Source organism: Streptomyces sp. R302, assembly GCF_012927245.1.
In the GTDB taxonomy this organism is placed as follows: domain Bacteria; phylum Actinomycetota; class Actinomycetes; order Streptomycetales; family Streptomycetaceae; genus Streptomyces.
The window spans coordinates 98,098-112,965 of record NZ_JABBGE010000001.1 but is presented as its reverse complement, the minus strand read 5'-3'; the positions used below and the strand labels follow the sequence as shown (position 1 = coordinate 112,965).

General features: G+C 70.3%; 18 protein-coding genes, 1 tRNA gene, 1 pseudogene and 1 riboswitch. Of the genes and pseudogenes, 7 read left to right on the top strand and 13 right to left on the bottom strand.

The window, feature by feature from the left end:
* Positions 1 to 24 precede the first annotated feature (24 nt).
* Entirely contained in the window at positions 25 to 2,187 is a 2,163-nt protein-coding gene (locus HHL19_RS00500) for a transglycosylase domain-containing protein (protein WP_169084400.1), read from the top strand.
* Here the strand turns inward: HHL19_RS00500 and HHL19_RS00495 are convergent.
* From HHL19_RS00495 to HHL19_RS00485, 3 genes are all read right to left on the bottom strand, one after another.
* Positions 2,184 to 2,504 carry a multidrug efflux SMR transporter gene (locus tag HHL19_RS00495; protein WP_169084398.1) on the bottom strand — a complete coding sequence of 107 codons (321 nt, stop codon included), beginning with the start codon at positions 2,502 to 2,504 and terminating at the stop codon, positions 2,184 to 2,186. The genes HHL19_RS00500 and HHL19_RS00495 overlap by 4 nt on opposite strands.
* 31 nt (positions 2,505 to 2,535) lie before the next feature.
* Positions 2,536 to 2,598: riboswitch (guanidine-III (ykkC-III) riboswitch) on the bottom strand.
* A 57-nt stretch (positions 2,599 to 2,655) separates the two neighbouring features.
* Positions 2,656 to 2,991, bottom strand: coding sequence for a co-chaperone GroES (locus HHL19_RS00490; RefSeq protein ID WP_031011657.1), 336 nt, complete (start codon positions 2,989 to 2,991; stop codon positions 2,656 to 2,658).
* Positions 2,992 to 3,014: 23 nt separating this feature from the next.
* On the bottom strand, positions 3,015 to 3,335 hold the full coding sequence (locus tag HHL19_RS00485; RefSeq protein ID WP_169084396.1) for a DUF3618 domain-containing protein: 321 nt from the start codon (positions 3,333 to 3,335) through the stop codon (positions 3,015 to 3,017).
* Between the two features lie 124 nt (positions 3,336 to 3,459).
* Between HHL19_RS00485 and bcp the strand changes: the two genes are divergently transcribed.
* The 3 genes and pseudogenes from bcp (at position 3,460) to HHL19_RS00470 (ending at position 4,255) form a co-directional block, all read left to right on the top strand.
* Positions 3,460 to 3,927 (top strand): thioredoxin-dependent thiol peroxidase, encoded by a 468-nt coding sequence (bcp, locus tag HHL19_RS00480; protein ID WP_169084394.1) that lies wholly within the window; start codon positions 3,460 to 3,462, stop codon positions 3,925 to 3,927.
* Between the two features lie 88 nt (positions 3,928 to 4,015).
* A pseudogene (locus tag HHL19_RS38380) lies at positions 4,016 to 4,105 on the top strand (HNH endonuclease); the annotation flags it as partial.
* Positions 4,106 to 4,167: 62 nt separating this feature from the next.
* A tRNA-Leu gene (locus HHL19_RS00470) sits at positions 4,168 to 4,255 on the top strand.
* Positions 4,256 to 4,306: 51 nt separating this feature from the next.
* Here the strand turns inward: HHL19_RS00470 and rdgB are convergent.
* From rdgB to HHL19_RS00450, 4 genes are all read right to left on the bottom strand, one after another.
* Positions 4,307 to 4,915: an RdgB/HAM1 family non-canonical purine NTP pyrophosphatase gene (gene rdgB, locus HHL19_RS00465; protein WP_169084392.1), complete on the bottom strand. Its 609-nt coding sequence runs from the start codon at positions 4,913 to 4,915 to the stop codon at positions 4,307 to 4,309.
* An 11-nt stretch (positions 4,916 to 4,926) separates the two neighbouring features.
* Positions 4,927 to 5,292, bottom strand: coding sequence for a hypothetical protein (locus HHL19_RS00460; RefSeq protein WP_346768256.1), 366 nt, complete (start codon positions 5,290 to 5,292; stop codon positions 4,927 to 4,929).
* A gap of 130 nt (positions 5,293 to 5,422) precedes the next feature.
* Positions 5,423 to 6,154, bottom strand: a complete 732-nt coding sequence (gene rph / locus HHL19_RS00455; RefSeq protein WP_169084388.1) for a ribonuclease PH — start codon at positions 6,152 to 6,154, stop codon at positions 5,423 to 5,425.
* A 105-nt stretch (positions 6,155 to 6,259) separates the two neighbouring features.
* Positions 6,260 to 6,526 carry a glucose PTS transporter subunit EIIB gene (locus HHL19_RS00450; RefSeq protein ID WP_346768255.1) on the bottom strand — a complete coding sequence of 89 codons (267 nt, stop codon included), beginning with the start codon at positions 6,524 to 6,526 and terminating at the stop codon, positions 6,260 to 6,262.
* 205 nt (positions 6,527 to 6,731) lie between these two features.
* Here HHL19_RS00450 and HHL19_RS00445 point away from each other — a divergent pair, with 205 nt between their 5' ends.
* Together HHL19_RS00445 and HHL19_RS00440 are read left to right on the top strand one after the other, a co-directional pair.
* Positions 6,732 to 8,030, top strand: a complete 1,299-nt coding sequence (locus tag HHL19_RS00445; protein ID WP_169084384.1) for a PTS transporter subunit EIIC — start codon at positions 6,732 to 6,734, stop codon at positions 8,028 to 8,030.
* Positions 8,031 to 8,297: 267 nt separating this feature from the next.
* Positions 8,298 to 9,563 (top strand): PTS transporter subunit EIIC, encoded by a 1,266-nt coding sequence (locus HHL19_RS00440; RefSeq protein WP_169084383.1) that lies wholly within the window; start codon positions 8,298 to 8,300, stop codon positions 9,561 to 9,563.
* A 223-nt stretch (positions 9,564 to 9,786) separates the two neighbouring features.
* Here HHL19_RS00440 and HHL19_RS00435 read toward each other — a convergent pair whose 3' ends face one another.
* Positions 9,787 to 10,539 (bottom strand): MBL fold metallo-hydrolase, encoded by a 753-nt coding sequence (locus HHL19_RS00435; RefSeq protein ID WP_169084381.1) that lies wholly within the window; start codon positions 10,537 to 10,539, stop codon positions 9,787 to 9,789.
* 208 nt (positions 10,540 to 10,747) lie between these two features.
* Here HHL19_RS00435 and HHL19_RS00430 point away from each other — a divergent pair, with 208 nt between their 5' ends.
* Positions 10,748 to 11,212 (top strand): type II toxin-antitoxin system PemK/MazF family toxin, encoded by a 465-nt coding sequence (locus HHL19_RS00430; protein ID WP_169084379.1) that lies wholly within the window; start codon positions 10,748 to 10,750, stop codon positions 11,210 to 11,212.
* 46 nt (positions 11,213 to 11,258) lie between these two features.
* On the opposite strand, the gene HHL19_RS00425 is transcribed toward HHL19_RS00430, so the two are convergent.
* From HHL19_RS00425 to HHL19_RS00410, 5 genes are all read right to left on the bottom strand, one after another.
* Positions 11,259 to 12,209, bottom strand: coding sequence for a cysteine synthase (locus HHL19_RS00425; RefSeq protein WP_169084377.1), 951 nt, complete (start codon positions 12,207 to 12,209; stop codon positions 11,259 to 11,261).
* Positions 12,210 to 12,213: 4 nt separating this feature from the next.
* A complete protein-coding gene (locus tag HHL19_RS00420; RefSeq protein WP_169084376.1) occupies positions 12,214 to 12,492 on the bottom strand; it encodes a MoaD/ThiS family protein in 279 nt (92 codons plus the stop codon).
* 106 nt (positions 12,493 to 12,598) lie between these two features.
* Positions 12,599 to 12,715, bottom strand: a complete 117-nt coding sequence (locus tag HHL19_RS38375; protein WP_346768217.1) for a putative leader peptide — start codon at positions 12,713 to 12,715, stop codon at positions 12,599 to 12,601.
* Between the two features lie 143 nt (positions 12,716 to 12,858).
* Positions 12,859 to 13,284 carry a M67 family metallopeptidase gene (locus HHL19_RS00415; protein WP_169084374.1) on the bottom strand — a complete coding sequence of 142 codons (426 nt, stop codon included), beginning with the start codon at positions 13,282 to 13,284 and terminating at the stop codon, positions 12,859 to 12,861.
* A 76-nt stretch (positions 13,285 to 13,360) separates the two neighbouring features.
* Entirely contained in the window at positions 13,361 to 14,797 is a 1,437-nt protein-coding gene (locus tag HHL19_RS00410; protein WP_169084373.1) for an amino acid permease, read from the bottom strand.
* Positions 14,798 to 14,868: the final 71 nt, after the last annotated feature.

Below are 14,868 nucleotides of genomic sequence, written 5' to 3'. Positions count from 1 at the left end.
GCTTTATGTGCACTATGTGGTGCCATGTCCCCTTCTGTGCGTTCCGCTTCGCCCGCCGCGCCGCCACCGGACGATCCGGGCTGGGCACCGAGGGACCCCACCCTCCCCGCCCCGCGCGCCGGCGCGCGCCCCCGCGTCCCGCTCCCCCGCCGGCTCCTGCGCGCCGTCCTCTGGCTGTCCCTGCTCGGCGGGCTGCTCCTCGCCGGGGCCTTCACGGCCGGGTACCTGCTGGTGTCCATCCCGGCCGCCAACGCCGCCGCCGTCGCCCAGTCCAACCTGTACCTCTACCGCGACGGCACCGTCCTCGCCCGCGACGGCGAGGTGAACCGGGAGAACGTGCGCCTCGACCGGATCCCGCCGACCGTCCGGCAGGCCGTCCTCGCCGCCGAGGACCGCGACTTCCACACCTCCCGCGCGGTCGACCCCAAGGCCATGGTCCGCGCCGCCTGGAACACCGTCACCGGCAAGGGCCGCCAGTCCGGCTCCACCATCACCCAGCAGTACGTGAAGAACTACTACCTGGGCCAGGAGCAGACCCTCACCCGCAAGGCCAAGGAGTTCTTCATCGCGATCAAGCTGGAGCGCGAGAAGACCAAGGACGAGATCCTCCAGGGCTACCTCAACACCAGCTACTTCGGCCGCAACGCCTACGGCATCCAGGCCGCCGCGCACGCCTACTACGGCAAGGACGCCGCCCGCCTCGGCACCGCCGAGGGCGCCTACCTCGCCGCCCTCCTCAAGGCCCCCAGCGCCTACGACGTCACCACCCACCCCGAGAACCGCCCCGCCGTCCTCGCCCGCTGGGCGTACGTCCTCGACGGCATGGTCAAGGAAGGCTGGCTCACCGCCCGCGAGCGCGCCGCCCTCCGCTTCCCCGACCCGCGGACCGCCCGTCCCGCCACCGGCCTCTCCGGCCAGCGCGGCTACCTCGTGCAGGCCGTCGAGGAGTACCTCACCGGCCGCGGGATCGTCGACGAGAAGACCCTCGCCGGCGGCGGCTTCCGGATCGTCACCACCCTCGACCCCGCCCGCCAGGCCGCGCTCGTCCGCGCCGTCGAGGACCGCGTCACCCACCGCCTCGACCCGGCCGCGAACCCCGCCGACCGGTACGTACGGGCCGGGGCCGTCGCCGTCGAACCGGCCACCGGCCACGTGGTCGCCCTCTACGGCGGCGTCGACTACACCGAGCAGTACGTCAGCAACGCCACCCGCCGCGACTACCAGGTCGGCTCCACCTTCAAGCCCTTCGTCTTCACCGCCGCCGTGCAGAGCGGCGCGCAGACGCAGTACGGCGAGCCGATCACCCCGTACACCGTCTACGACGGCACCGACCGGCGGCCCGTCGAGGGCTGGCCGGGGACGCCGTACGACCCCGCCAACGAGGACGGCGAGAGCTACGGCGAGATCCCCGTGACCGCCGCCACCGACCTCTCCGTGAACGCCGTCTACGCCCAGATGGCCGTCGACGTCGGCCCCGCGCACGTGCGCCGCACCGCCGTCGCCCTCGGCCTGCCGGCCACCACCCCCGACCTCACCGCCTCCCCGTCCATCGCGCTCGGCCCGGCCACCGCCAGCGTCCTCGACATGGCCCAGGCGTACGCGACGCTCGCCGCGCACGGCCGGCGCGGCGAGCACACCCTCGTCGCCGCGCTCTCCCGGGACGGGGAGCCGCTGCCGCTGCCCGCCGCCGAGCCCCGGCAGGCCGTGGGCCGCGAGGCCGCCGACACCACGACCGCGGTGCTGCGGGGCGTCGTCGAGTCCGGTACGGGCACGGCCGCGCAGGCCGCCGGACGCCCGGCGGCCGGCAAGACGGGCACGGCGGAGGACGACAAGGCGGCCTGGTTCGCCGGCTACACCCCCGAACTCGCCACCGTCGTCGCCCTGATGGGCCAGGACCCCGAGTCCGGCGGCCAGGAGCCGCTGTACGGCGCGCTCGGCCTGCCCCGCGTCAACGGCGGCGGCCCCCCGGCCGAGATCTGGGCCCGCTTCACCCGCGAGGCCCTCGCGGACACTCCCGTACGCGACTTCGACCTGCGGCTGATGCCGGGCGCCGAACTCCCCGACGTACCGCCGACACCGGACGGGCCGGGGGACGGTGCGGAGGAGGAGTGGTACGAGCCGGGCGAGACGGGCGAGGCGGGCCCGGGACCGGCGAAGCGCCAGGGTGGAAGACGCGCCGGCCGTTAGTGCCCGGAGGTCGCCTTCAGCCCGACCACGGCGACGAGCAGCAGACAGACGAAGAAGATCCGGGCGGCGGTCGCCGGCTCGCCGAGCACCACCATGCCGAGCACCGCCGCGCCGGCCGCGCCGATGCCGACCCAGACGCCGTAGGCGGTACCGATGGGGAGGGTCTTCGCGGCCTGCGAAAGCAGCATCATCGAGGCGACGATCCCGGCCGCGGTGAAGACGCTGGGCCAGAGACGGGTGAAGCCCTCGGTGTACTTCATCCCGATCGACCAGCCGACTTCGAGCAGACCGGCGACGACGAGAAGAACCCAGGCCATGACGAGACACCTCCGCGAGACGGAACAGAAAGGTGCGTCGTCTTTTCCGATGACCCGGTACGGCGCGTCTCGTCGGGGTGGCTCCAGCCTAGCAAAGAACGGGCAAAGGCCCTGGTGACAACGGTCACCAGGGCCTTCGACCGGCCGCTCGCTACAGGTACAGCCCGGTCGAGTCCGAGCTCTGGAACCGGTCCGCCGCCACCGCGTGCAGATCCCGCTCCCGCATCAGTACGTAGGCGACGCCCCGCACCTCGACCTCGGCCCGGTCCTCGGGGTCGTACAGCACCCGGTCGCCGATCTCGACGGTCCGGACGTTCTGCCCGACCGCGACCACCTCGGCCCAGGCCAGGCGGCGGCCGACCGCGGCGGTCGCCGGGATCAGGATCCCGCCGCCGGAGCGCCGCTCCCCCTCCGGGGAGTCGGTGCGGACCAGGACCCGGTCGTGGAGCATCCGGATGGGCAGCTTGTCGTGGGTGTTCTCGCTCACGGGAACGAACCTACCGGCCCGGCTCAGCCCTTGTGCTTCCGGGACGAACTCAGGAGCAGTCCGACGACGGCGACGGCCACGAGGGCGGCCGGGACGACGCGCTCGAGTCGCGGGGCGCCCTCCTCGTCGGTGAAACGTGCCTTCACGTCGGAGACGACACGGTTCACGGCGACGAACGCCCGTCCGGCGGTCTCGTCCACGGTCGAGGCGACCCTGGCCTTGGCGTCCCCGATGATCGTCTTCGGATGCATCCGAATGCCGATCTCGTCGAGCGTGACGGCGAGTTGCTCGCGCCGGCGGACGATGTCCGCCTCGATCTGCGCAGGGGTCCTGGCGTCCGACACCGCGCTGCCTCCGTAGTCGTGATCCGGTCGTTGATGGACAGTCTGTCAGCTCCCGCGTCCGGGGGCCGCCCCCGACCCCCATTAGGCTCATCGCGTACGCGCACACCCCCGAGGAGAGCGAGCCATGAGCGAGCGACTGCAGCCCGGCGACACCGCCCCCGCCTTCACCCTGCCGGACGCGGACGGCAACGAGGTCTCCCTCGCGGAGCACAAGGGCCGCAAGGTCATCGTCTACTTCTACCCGGCCGCCCTCACCCCCGGCTGCACCAAGCAGGCCTGCGACTTCACCGACAACCTCGACGTGCTGGCCGCCGCCGGCTACGACGTCATCGGCGTCTCCCCCGACAAGCCGGAGAAGCTCGCGAAGTTCCGCGAGAAGGAGAACCTCAAGGTCACCCTGGTCGGCGACCCCGACAAGTCGACCCTGGAGGCATACGGCGCCTTCGGCGAGAAGAAGCTCTACGGCAAGGTCGTGACGGGCGTCATCCGCTCCACGATCGTCGTCGACGAGAAGGGCACGGTCGAACACGCCTTCTACAACGTCAAGGCGACGGGCCACGTAGCCAAGATCATCCGCGACCTCGGCATCTGACCCGCCCAGGCCCTTGCCGACAGGCCCGCACCCCTGCACCGGGGGCGCGGGCCCGTCCGCATTCCGCGCGCGATCGGCGTAGCCGTCCGACCACATCGACGGGAACCGGCTCGACAACCGCAGGGAGAACCTGCGCTACCCGTGCCCCAACTGCCACTCGATGACGGACACATGGTGACGGAGGAAGCAGCGGAATACCCCGCGATCCACTGCCAAGCGCCCGCTACCATGACTGTGCACGCGGCGGTGGTGCAATGGCCGACACAGCAGACTTAGGATCTGTGGCCCTTGATCGGGCTTGAGGGTTCGAATCCCTTCCGCCGCACCATGAACGGCCTGCGAATCAAAGGTCTGATTCGCAGGCCGTTTCTTTCGGGCGTCAGCCCAGCAGCTCCCGCACCACCGGCACCAGGGCCCGGAACGCCTTGCCGCGGTGGCTGATCGCGTTCTTCTCCGCCGGGGTCAGTTCCGCGCAGGTCACGGTGTGGCCGGCCGGCTGGAGGATGGGGTCGTAGCCGAAGCCGTTGGTGCCCACGGGCTCGTGGCGGAGGGTGCCTTCCAGGCGGCCTTCGACGACGCGTTCCGTGCCGTCGGGGAGGGCCAGGGCCGCGGCGCAGGCGAAGTGGGCGCCTCGGTGGGTGTCGGGGATGTCGGAGAGCTGGGCCAGGAGGAGGTTCAGGTTGGCCTTGTCGTCGCCGTGGGTGCCGGACCAGCGGGCGGAGAAGATGCCGGGGGCGCCGTTGAGGACGTCGACGCAGAGGCCGGAGTCGTCGGCGACCGCCGGGAGGCCCGTCGCCCGGGCCAGGGCGTGGGCCTTGAGGAGGGCGTTCTCCGCGAAGGTGACGCCCGTCTCCTTGACGTCGGGGATCTCGGGGTACGCGTCCGCGCCGACGAGTTCGAGGTCGAGGCCCGCGTCGGCGAGGATCGCGTGGAGTTCGGTGATCTTGCCCGCGTTGCGGGTGGCGAGGATCAGGCGCTGTCCGGTCATGCCCCCAGTATCTACGGGGTGCAGACCTTGCCGATCTCGCCGGCCGCGTCGGTGATCGGGGTGATGTCGGGGGTCGCGTCGCCGTCCTTGACCGCCGTGCGGACCGTTTCGACGCCCTTCGCCAGGTCGTCGACCGCCTTGGAGAGGTCGGCGTTGTCGGTGGTGTCCTTGAGGTTGCCGAGCTCCGTGGAGATGGAGTTCAGGGACTCCTCGATCTGCGCGACGTCGTTGGAGGCGTTGGAGACGGCCTGCTGGAGCTTGCCGACCGAGGTGGCGATCGCGTCGGCGGTCTTCACGCAGTCCATCGCCTTGTCGAGGGCTCCGCAGCCCGTCAGGAAGGTGGCGACTGCTGCCGCCGTGGCGACGGTGAGGGCTATGGTGCGGCGGCGCTTCACGGTTCGGGTCCTCCCCTGGCTGCGTACGTTCGACGGGGCGCACGGTACGGCCGCGCGGCCCTCGCCGTAAAGGACGCAGGTCGCCAGGGGAGAGTTCCTCCGAGGGGGCGGCTCAGAGCGTGGCGTCGAGCGCCTTGCGCTGGAGGTCGGCCAGGTCGGCGCAGCCGGCGGCGGCCAGGTCGAGGAGGGCGTTGAGCTCGGCGCGGTCGAAGGGCTCGGCCTCGGCGGTGCCCTGGACCTCGACGAAGCGGCCGTCGCCGGTGCAGACGACGTTCATGTCGGTGTCGGCGCGGACGTCCTCCTCGTAGCAGAGGTCGAGGAGCGGGACGCCGCCGACGATGCCGACGGAGACCGCGGAGACCGTGCCGGTGAGGGGCTTGCGGCCGGGCTTCACAAGGCGCTTGCTCTGCGCCCAGGCGACGGCGTCGGCGAGGGCGACGTACGCGCCGGTGATGGCGGCGGTGCGGGTGCCGCCGTCGGCCTGGAGGACGTCGCAGTCGAGGACGATGGTGTTCTCGCCGAGCGCCTTGTAGTCGATGACGGCGCGCAGGGAGCGGCCGATGAGGCGGGAGATCTCGTGGGTGCGGCCGCCGATCTTGCCGCGGACGGACTCGCGGTCGCCGCGGGTGTTGGTGGAGCGGGGGAGCATGGAGTACTCGCCGGTGACCCAGCCCTCGCCGCTGCCCTTGCGCCAGCGGGGGACGCCCTCGGTGACGGAGGCGGTGCAGAAGACCTTGGTGTCGCCGAAGGAGATGAGGACGGAGCCCTCGGCGTGCTTGCTCCAGCCGCGTTCGATGGTGACGGGGCGGAGCTGTTCGGGGGTACGGCCGTCGATGCGAGACATGGGACGAGCCTAGCCCCCTGGAGGGGAGGGACCGACCGGTCCCGGGGTGCGCACGAGGGCCCGTTCCCCTGCCGGAACGGGCCCTCGTCAGCTGGTGTCAGCTGCTCACATCATGTCTTCGATCTCGGCGGCGATCGGGTCCGCGTCGGTGCCGATGACGACCTGGATGGCGGTGCCCATCTTCACGACGCCGTGGGCGCCGGCGGCCTTGAGGGCGGCGTCGTCGACGAGGGCGGCGTCGGCGACCTCGGTGCGCAGGCGGGTGATGCAGCCCTCGACCTCTTCGATGTTGTCGATGCCGCCGAGCCCGGCGACGATCTTCTCAGCCTTGCTGGCCATGTGTTTCTCCCTGTCCGTCTCTGTTCGCGGGATACGCGAATCTCGGCGCACCGACGGTCCGCTGTGTCACGTTAACCCACGGTTGGCCCAACTTCGCGCGCGAGTGCCGCCGTTCTGCCGAATGATGACGATCACCGGCGGCCTGTCCTCAGTGGGCTCCCGGAGCCTACCGCAAGTGGTCTACACCAGTGTGCAACGAGACGCGGCCCCGGGTTGTTCCGGGACAGGGAGGTCGCCGATGAGTACCGACAGCGCAGCAGCCGGCTCCAGGAAGATCTCGTGGGGAGGTTTCTTCCAGGGGCTGCAGAAGATGGGCCGCAGCCTGCAGCTGCCCATCGCCGTGCTGCCCGCCGCGGGCATCATCAACCGGCTCGGGCAGCCGGACGTCTTCGGTGCCGACGGCCTCGGCTGGGACAACGTCGCCAAGGTGATGTCCGGCGCGGGCGGCGCGCTGCTCGACGGCAGTCTCGGTCTGCCGCTGCTGTTCTGCATCGGTGTCGCGATCGGCATGGCGAAGAAGGCGGACGGTTCGACCGCGCTCGCCGCGGTGGTCGGCTTCCTCGTCTACTACAACGTGCTGCGGCAGTTCCCGAAGACCTGCCCGGAGGGCACGAGGGACATCGGCGGCGGCTGCGTCGCCCCGGACGAGGCCTTCACGGAGTACACGTACCAGAACCCGGGGGTCTTCGGCGGCATCATCATGGGCCTGATGGCGGCCTATCTGTGGCAGCGGTACCACCGTACGAAGCTGGTCGACTGGCTCGGGTTCTTCAACGGCCGCCGGCTCGTGCCGATCATCATGGCCTTCGTCGGGATCCTCTTCGCCTCGCTGTGCGTGTGGGTGTGGCCGCCGATCGGTGACGCCCTGGAGAGCTTCAGCGACTGGCTGGTCGGGCTCGGCGCGTGGGGGTCGGGCATCTTCGGGGTGGCGAACCGGGCGCTGCTCGTCATCGGCCTGCACCAGTTCCTCAACGTGCCGATCTGGTTCCAGTTCGGTTCGTACACGAAGCCGGACGGCACGGTGGTGCACGGCGACATCACGATGTTCCTGGCGGGCGACCCGAACGCGGGTCAGTTCACCACCGGTTTCTTCCCGATCATGATGTTCGCACTGCCGGCGGCGGCGCTGGCGATCACGCACTGCGCGAAGCCGCACCGGCGGAAGGAGGTCGGCGGTCTGATGCTGTCGGTGGCGCTGACCTCGTTCGTCACGGGCATCACCGAGCCGATCGAGTACTCGTTCCTCTTCATCGCGCCGGTGCTGTACGCCATCCACGCGCTGCTGACCGGTGTGTCGATGGCGGTGACGTGGGCGCTGGGCGTGAAGGACGGCTTCAGCTTCTCGGCGGGCCTGATCGACTACGTGATCAACTGGAATCTGGCGACCAAGCCGTGGCTGATCATCCCGATCGGCCTCTGTTTCGCGGTCGTGTACTACGTGATCTTCCGGATCGCGATCACCAGGTTCAACCTGCCGACGCCGGGGCGCGAGCCCGAGGAGCTGGCGGAGGAGCTGGAGCGGGAGAACGTGAAGTAGACCCGCCCGTCCGGGCCCTTCGGGGCCCTCCGCGGAAGGCCGACAGGGCCCCTGGACCTCCTGGTCCGGGGGCCTTTTGTCACGCCTTCATCACTATGGCGCCGCACCGAAAATTCGCAGGTTCCTTATCTAAGTCTCACGTGCTACAACTGGTCTACACCACTCATTGGTGTAGACCACGCGGTCCAGACCACCGCGTTCCACGAGACGCCGCCGTCCCCCCGTATCACTGTCCTCTGGCGGCGCCTTGCCTACTGGAGGAAGTTGATGAGTACGGCCACCGCCCAGGCCGCCGCTCCCGCGAAGAAGCGCGGATCCGGCCTGTTCCAGGGCCTGCAGAAGGTCGGTCGCAGCCTGCAGCTGCCGATCGCCGTGCTGCCGGCCGCGGGTATTCTGCTCCGTCTCGGCCAGGACGACGTCTTCGGCAAGGACGGCCTCGGCTGGATCAAGGTCGCGAAGGTCTTCGCGACCGCCGGCGACGCGGTCTTCGCCAACCTGCCGCTGCTCTTCTGCGTCGGCATCGCCATCGGCTTCGCCAAGAAGGCCGACGGCTCCACCGCCCTCGCCGCGCTCGTCGGCTTCCTCGTCTACAAGAACGTCCTCACGGCGTTCCCCGTGACCGAGGGCGTGGTGAACACCACCGAGAACGGCGGTGTGGACGTCGCCGCCACCTACAACGACCCCAAGGTCCTCGGCGGCATCGTCATGGGTCTGCTGGCGGCCGTGATCTGGCAGCGCTACCACCGGACCAAGCTGGTCGACTGGCTCGGCTTCTTCAACGGCCGACGCCTCGTCCCCATCATCATGGCCTTCGTCGGCACGATCATGGGTGTCTTCTTCGGCCTCGTCTGGGAGCCGGTCGGCAACGTCATCACCGACTTCGGCGAGTGGATGACCAGCCTGGGCGCCGTCGGCGCGGGCATCTTCGGTGTCGTCAACCGCGGTCTGCTGCCGATCGGCATGCACCAGTTCGTCAACACGGTCGCCTGGCAGGAGATCGGCTCCTTCAAGGACTCCGCCGGTGCCGTCTGGCACGGCGACCTGCCGCGCTTCTTCCACGGCGACCCCACCGCCGGCCAGTTCATGTCGGGCTTCTTCCCGATCATGATGTTCGCCCTCCCGGCCGCCGCGCTCGCCATCACGCACTGCGCCCGCCCGGAGCGCCGCAAGGTCGTCGGCGGCATGATGATCTCCCTGGCGCTGACCTCCTTCGTCACCGGCATCACCGAGCCGATCGAGTTCGCGTTCATGTTCATCGCCCCGGTGCTCTACGCGATCCACGCGGTCCTCACCGCCGTCGCGATGGCCGTCACCTGGGCCCTCGGCGTGCACCACGGCTTCAGCTTCTCGGCCGGCGCGATCGACTACTTCCTGAACTGGGGCCTCGCGACCAAGCCGTGGATGATCATCCCGATCGGCCTCGTCTTCGCGGGCATCTACTACGTGCTCTTCCGCTTCGCCATCACCAAGTTCAACCTCCCCACCCCGGGCCGCGAGCCCGAGGAGGAGGTCGAGGACCTCACCAAGGCGTGAGCCTCGCACCGTACGGCGTGACAGAAACGGCGTGACAGGAAATCGGCCCCCGGGACTCCGGTCCCGGGGGCCGATTTCCTTTTGCCGGGCTGTGTCCGGAGCAGGAGCCGTGGAATCCGGAGTGGCACTTCTACGCGGTGCGCGACGGGATCGTGGGACGGCGGCCCGGCGCCGAGGAGGCCCGCGCCCTGTTCCTGCGCCTCCAGGCACTGCCGGCGCCCCCTCACACCTCGTAGACCGCGCCCGCCTTCGCCAGTTCCGCCGGGCCCTCGTACACCTCTCGGGCGTCCGCGAGGTTGCGCTCGCCGTCGGTCCACGGCGGGATGTGGGTGAGGACGAGGCGGCCCACCCGGGCCCGGTCCGCCTGCGCGCCGGCCTCGCGGCCGTTGAGGTGGAGCTCCGGGATGTCCTCCTTGCCGTGGGTGAAGGACGCCTCGCAGAGGAAGAGGTCCACGCCGTCGGCGAGCGCGTGCAGGGCGTCGCAGACGCCGGTGTCGCCGGAGTACGCGAGGGCGCGGCCGTCGTGCTCGACGCGGATGCCGTACGCCTCCACCGGGTGGCACACCTTCGCGGTGCGGATCGTGAAGGGGCCCAGCTCGAAGCTGCCGGTGGTCAGGGTGCGGAAGTCGAAGACCTCGCTCATCGCGGTCGGCGAGGGGGTGTCGGCGTACGCCGTGGTCAGGCGCTGCTCGGCGCCCTCGGGGGCGTACACCGGGAGGGCGTCGCAACGGCCGCCCTCGTGGCGGTAGTAGCGGGCGACGAAGTAGCCGCACATGTCGATGCAGTGGTCCGCGTGGAGATGGCTGAGGAAGATCGCGTCCAGGTCGTACAGGCCGATGTGGCGCTGCAGCTCGCCGAGGGCGCCGTTGCCCATGTCGAGGAGCAGCCGGAAGCCGTCGGCCTCGACGAGGTAGCTCGAACAGGCCGATTCCGCGGACGGGAACGACCCGGAGCAGCCGACGACGGTGAGCTTCATAGGAGCGTGAACCTCCGTGGACGGGTGCGGTCAGGCACGCAGAAGAGGGGAGGGGAGGCCGTGCGGTCAGACGAGAGTACGGCGCACGGAGGCCCGTCGCTCCTTCGTGGCGTCCCGTTGTGGGGCAACTCACGGGCTCTGTCACCGGTTCGGATGGACGGCGGGGCGCGGCGGCGCGGCCCGGTCGGCGCCGGTAACGTCATGGGGTATGGACACGTCGTGGTGGCCCGCGCTGGTCGCGGTCGTGGTGATCGCGCTGGTGGTGGCGGTCGCGGGTGGGAGGACGCGGTCGTCCGTACGGACCCGGCCGCCGGGACGGCCTTCGGGGAGGACCCGGCCGCCCGCGCGGAAGCCCGGCGTGCGGGAGCCGCGGGCGCGGGAGATCTGGTGGGCCGAGGTGCCCTTCGAGGACGGGCCCGGGTCGAAGGACCGGCCGTGTCTCGTGCTGTCCGTACGGCGGGACAGTGCGCTCGTCGCGAAGATCACCAGCAAGTACCACGACGAGCGGCCCGGGGTCATCGCGCTGCCGCCGGGGGCGGTGGGGGACGCGCGGGGGCGGGCCAGTTTTCTGGAGACGGACGAGCTTCGGGACGTGCCGCTCGGGGAGTTCCGGCGGCGGGTGGGTGAGGCGGACCCGGTCGTGTGGGACCAGGTCCGCCATCTCGCGCGTTAGCGGTCCGAACCCGCACCGCACGGCGCCCCGCACACCTCGGGGCGGGTCACGCCCAGAGCTGGCCCTGGACCGTGGCGATGGCCTCTTCCGTCGTCGCGGCCGTGTAGAGGCCCGTCGAGAGGTACTTCCAGCCGCCGTCGGCGACGACGAAGGCGATGTCGGCGGGCTCGCCGGCCTTGACGGCCTTGTTGCCGATGCCGATCGCGGCGTGGAGGGCCGCGCCGGTGGAGACGCCCGCGAAGATGCCCTCCTGCTGGAGGAGTTCGCGGGTGCGGGTGACGGCGTCGGCGGAGCCGACGGAGAAGCGGGTGGTGAGGACGGAGGCGTCGTACAGCTCGGGGACGAAGCCCTCGTCGAGGTTGCGGAGGCCGTAGACGAGGTCGTCGTAGCGGGGCTCCGCGGCGACGATCTTGACGTCGGGCTTGTGCTCGCGCAGGTAGCGGCCGACGCCCATGAGGGTGCCGGTCGTGCCGAGGCCCGCCACGAAGTGGGTGATGGACGGGAGGTCCGCGAGGATCTCCGGGCCCGTGGTGGCGTAGTGGGCGCCCGCGTTGTGCGCGTTGCCGTACTGGTAGAGCATCACCCAGGTCGGGTTCTCCGCGGCGAGCTCCTTGGCGACGCGCACCGCCGTGTTGGAGCCGCCCGCCGCGGGGGACGAGATGATCTCCGCGCCCCACATGGCGAGCAGCTGCCGACGCTCCTCGCTGGTGTTCTCGGGCATGACGCAGACGATGCGGTAGCCCTTGAGCTTGGCGGCCATGGCCAGCGAGATGCCGGTGTTGCCGCTGGTCGGCTCCAGGATGGTGCAGCCGGGGGTGAGCCGGCCGTCCTTCTCCGCCTGCTCGATCATGTGGAGCGCGGGGCGGTCCTTGACCGAGCCGGTCGGGTTGCGGTCCTCCAGCTTCGCCCAGACGCGGACGTCGTCCGAGGGCGAGAGCCGGGGGAGGCGGACGAGCGGCGTGTTGCCGACCGCCGCCAGCGGGGAGTCGTAGCGCATCGGATCAGACCATGCCGCCGGCGACGGCCGGCAGGATCGTGACGCTGTCGCCGTCGGCCAGCTTCGTCTCGATGCCGTCCAGGAAGCGGACGTCCTCGTCGTTGAGGTAGACGTTGACGAAGCGGCGGAGCTTGCCGCCGTCCACGATGCGGGCCTCGATGCCGGTGTGGCGGGTCTCCAGGTCGGCGAAGAGCTCGGCGAGGGTCGTCCCGCTGCCCTCGACGGCCTTCTCGCCGTCGGTGTAGGTGCGGAGGATGGTCGGGATGCGGACCTCGATGGCCATGGGCGTGGGCTCCTGTCGGAAGGACTCTTGCGTGACGTGGTGGGCGCGCTGCTGGGGCCCCCGCGCGGAGGGGGGTCGTACGGTGAGGTGCGCTCGGCCGGTCTGATCAGAGCGCGGCGCGGGACGTACAGATCGCGCCGGCGACACGGCACAGGTCGACGTGCAGGCGCGCCACGAGCAGCACCGTGCCCGGAGTCTCTTCGCTCACGTCGTGGGAAACCATGGGCTCATCGTATCGATTCCCGGTCCGGGTTCCGGAATGTGATCTCAGATGGTGGATACTTTCCGACCGCCTGTCGGACAGGACCCCCGGAGGGCCTCCCCGTACGCCTCCTCGTACGCCTCCTCGCACTCCTCCTCGCACTCCTACTCGTACGCCTCCACGACCTTGACCTCCTCCTCCGTCACGACGCCGTCGACGATCGTGTAGGAGCGGAACTGGAAGGGGCCGGCGGCGTCGGTGTCGGCCGTGGAGACCAGGACGTAGTGGGCGCCGGGCTCGTTGGCGTAGGTGATGTCGGTGCGGGAGGGGTACGCCTCGGTCGCCGTGTGCGAGTGGTAGATGATCACGGGCTCCTCGTCCCGGTCGTCCATCTCGCGGTAGAGCTTGAGGAGGTCGGCGGAGTCGAACTCGTAGAAGGTGGGCGAGCGCGCCGCGTTGAGCATCGGGATGAACCGCTCGGGGCGGCCGGAGCCGACCGGGCCCGCGACCACGCCGCAGGCCTCGTCGGGGTGGTCCGCCCGGGCGTGTTCCACGATCCGGTCGTACAGGTCTCGGGTGAGGGTCAGCATGCCGACAGGATAAGCAGACGGGCCGCCCCGTACCGAGGAGTGGTACGGAGCGGCCCGGATGCCGGGACGGCGCTGGTCAGGAGCGCTTGGCGAAGGCGGCGCCCTCGGGGTTGCGGGCCTTGAGGACCAGGTACGCGACGGCCAGCAGGAGGCCCCAGACGGGGGCGCCGTAGAGGGCGACGCGGTTGCCGGCGTCCAGGGTCATGGTGCCGATGACCACGGCGATGAACATCAGGGCGAAGGTGCTGGCCCAGACGCCGCCGGGGGCCTTGAAGGAGGACTGGGGCAGCAGCCCGCGGTCGGCCATGCGGCGGTAGCGGATCTGGCAGAACAGGATCATGATCCAGGCCCACATGCCGGAGATGGTGGCGAAGGAGACGACGTAGTTGAACGCCTCGCCGGGCCACTGGTAGTTGATCCAGACGCCGACCATCATCAGCGCGGCGGAGAAGGTGGTGCCGACGAGCGGGGTGCCACTCTTCGTCAGCCGGGTGAAGAGCTTCGGGCCCTGGCCGTTGAGCGCGAGGTCGCGCAGCATGCGGCCGGTGGAGTACATGCCCGAGTTGCAGGAGGAGAGGGCGGCGGTCAGGACGACGAAGTTCACGAGTGCGGCGCCCACTCCGAGACCCATCTTCTCGAAGGCGGCGACGAACGGCGAGACGCCCGGCTGGAACTCGGTCCACGGCACGACCGACAGGATCATGATCAGCGCGCCGACGTAGAAGACGGCGATGCGCCACGGCACGGTGTTGATGGCCTTGGGCAGGACGGTCTTCGGGTCCTTCGACTCGCCGGCGGTGACGCCGACCAGCTCGACCGCGAGGAAGGCGAACATGACCATCTGCAGGGTCATGAGGGTGGAGACGATGCCGTGCTCTCCGGCGAAGAAGCCGCCGAGGTCCCACAGGTGGGTGATCGAGGCGGTGTCACCGGCGTCGGAGAAGCCGAGGGTGAGGATGCCGGCGCAGATCAGGATCATGCCGACGATGGCGGTGACCTTGACCATGGAGAACCAGAACTCCAGCTCGCCGAAGAGCTTCACGGAGATCAGGTTGGCGCCGTACAGGACGACCGTGAAGACCAGGGCGGACAGCCACTGCGGGATGTCCCACCAATAGGTCATGTAGGTGGCCGCCGCGGTGACTTCGGTGATGCCGGTGACGACCCAGAAGAGCCAGTACGTCCAGCCGGTCACGAAGCCCGCGAAGGGGCCGAGGAACTCCCGCGCGTACTCCGAGAAGGAACCGGAGACGGGGCGGTACATGAGGAGCTCGCCGAGCGCCCGCATGATGAAGAAGATGACGAGGCCCGCGAGGGCGTACGCGAGGATCAGGCTGGGGCCCGCCTTGGAGATGCCCTTGCCCGCTCCGAGGAAGAGGCCCGTGCCGATGGCGCCGCCGATCGCGATCATCTGGATCTGGCGGGCGCCGAGTGCCCGGTGGTAACCCTCGCCGGAGGCGGAGTCCGCGGCCTCACTGCCGTCGTGCTGCTTGTCGACCCGCACTGAGGTCATGGTGGTGCGCCTTTCTCCATGCTGATCCCCCCGGATGTGGATGGAGTGCCACCGGCGGTCAGCCGGCCTGA

Coding starts and splice junctions, on each gene's coding strand:
- HHL19_RS00500 (WP_169084400.1), top strand. CDS start 25: ATGTCCCCTTCTGTGCGTTCCGCTTCGCCCGCCGCGCCGCCACCGGAC.
- HHL19_RS00495 (WP_169084398.1), bottom strand. CDS start 2,504: ATGGCCTGGGTTCTTCTCGTCGTCGCCGGTCTGCTCGAAGTCGGCTGG.
- bcp (WP_169084394.1), top strand. CDS start 3,460: ATGAGCGAGCGACTGCAGCCCGGCGACACCGCCCCCGCCTTCACCCTG.
- rdgB (WP_169084392.1), bottom strand. CDS start 4,915: ATGACCGGACAGCGCCTGATCCTCGCCACCCGCAACGCGGGCAAGATC.
- rph (WP_169084388.1), bottom strand. CDS start 6,154: ATGTCTCGCATCGACGGCCGTACCCCCGAACAGCTCCGCCCCGTCACC.
- HHL19_RS00445 (WP_169084384.1), top strand. CDS start 6,732: ATGAGTACCGACAGCGCAGCAGCCGGCTCCAGGAAGATCTCGTGGGGA.
- HHL19_RS00440 (WP_169084383.1), top strand. CDS start 8,298: ATGAGTACGGCCACCGCCCAGGCCGCCGCTCCCGCGAAGAAGCGCGGA.
- HHL19_RS00435 (WP_169084381.1), bottom strand. CDS start 10,539: ATGAAGCTCACCGTCGTCGGCTGCTCCGGGTCGTTCCCGTCCGCGGAA.
- HHL19_RS00430 (WP_169084379.1), top strand. CDS start 10,748: ATGGACACGTCGTGGTGGCCCGCGCTGGTCGCGGTCGTGGTGATCGCG.
- HHL19_RS00425 (WP_169084377.1), bottom strand. CDS start 12,209: ATGCGCTACGACTCCCCGCTGGCGGCGGTCGGCAACACGCCGCTCGTC.
- HHL19_RS00420 (WP_169084376.1), bottom strand. CDS start 12,492: ATGGCCATCGAGGTCCGCATCCCGACCATCCTCCGCACCTACACCGAC.
- HHL19_RS38375 (WP_346768217.1), bottom strand. CDS start 12,715: ATGGTTTCCCACGACGTGAGCGAAGAGACTCCGGGCACGGTGCTGCTC.
- HHL19_RS00415 (WP_169084374.1), bottom strand. CDS start 13,284: ATGCTGACCCTCACCCGAGACCTGTACGACCGGATCGTGGAACACGCC.
- HHL19_RS00410 (WP_169084373.1), bottom strand. CDS start 14,797: ATGACCTCAGTGCGGGTCGACAAGCAGCACGACGGCAGTGAGGCCGCG.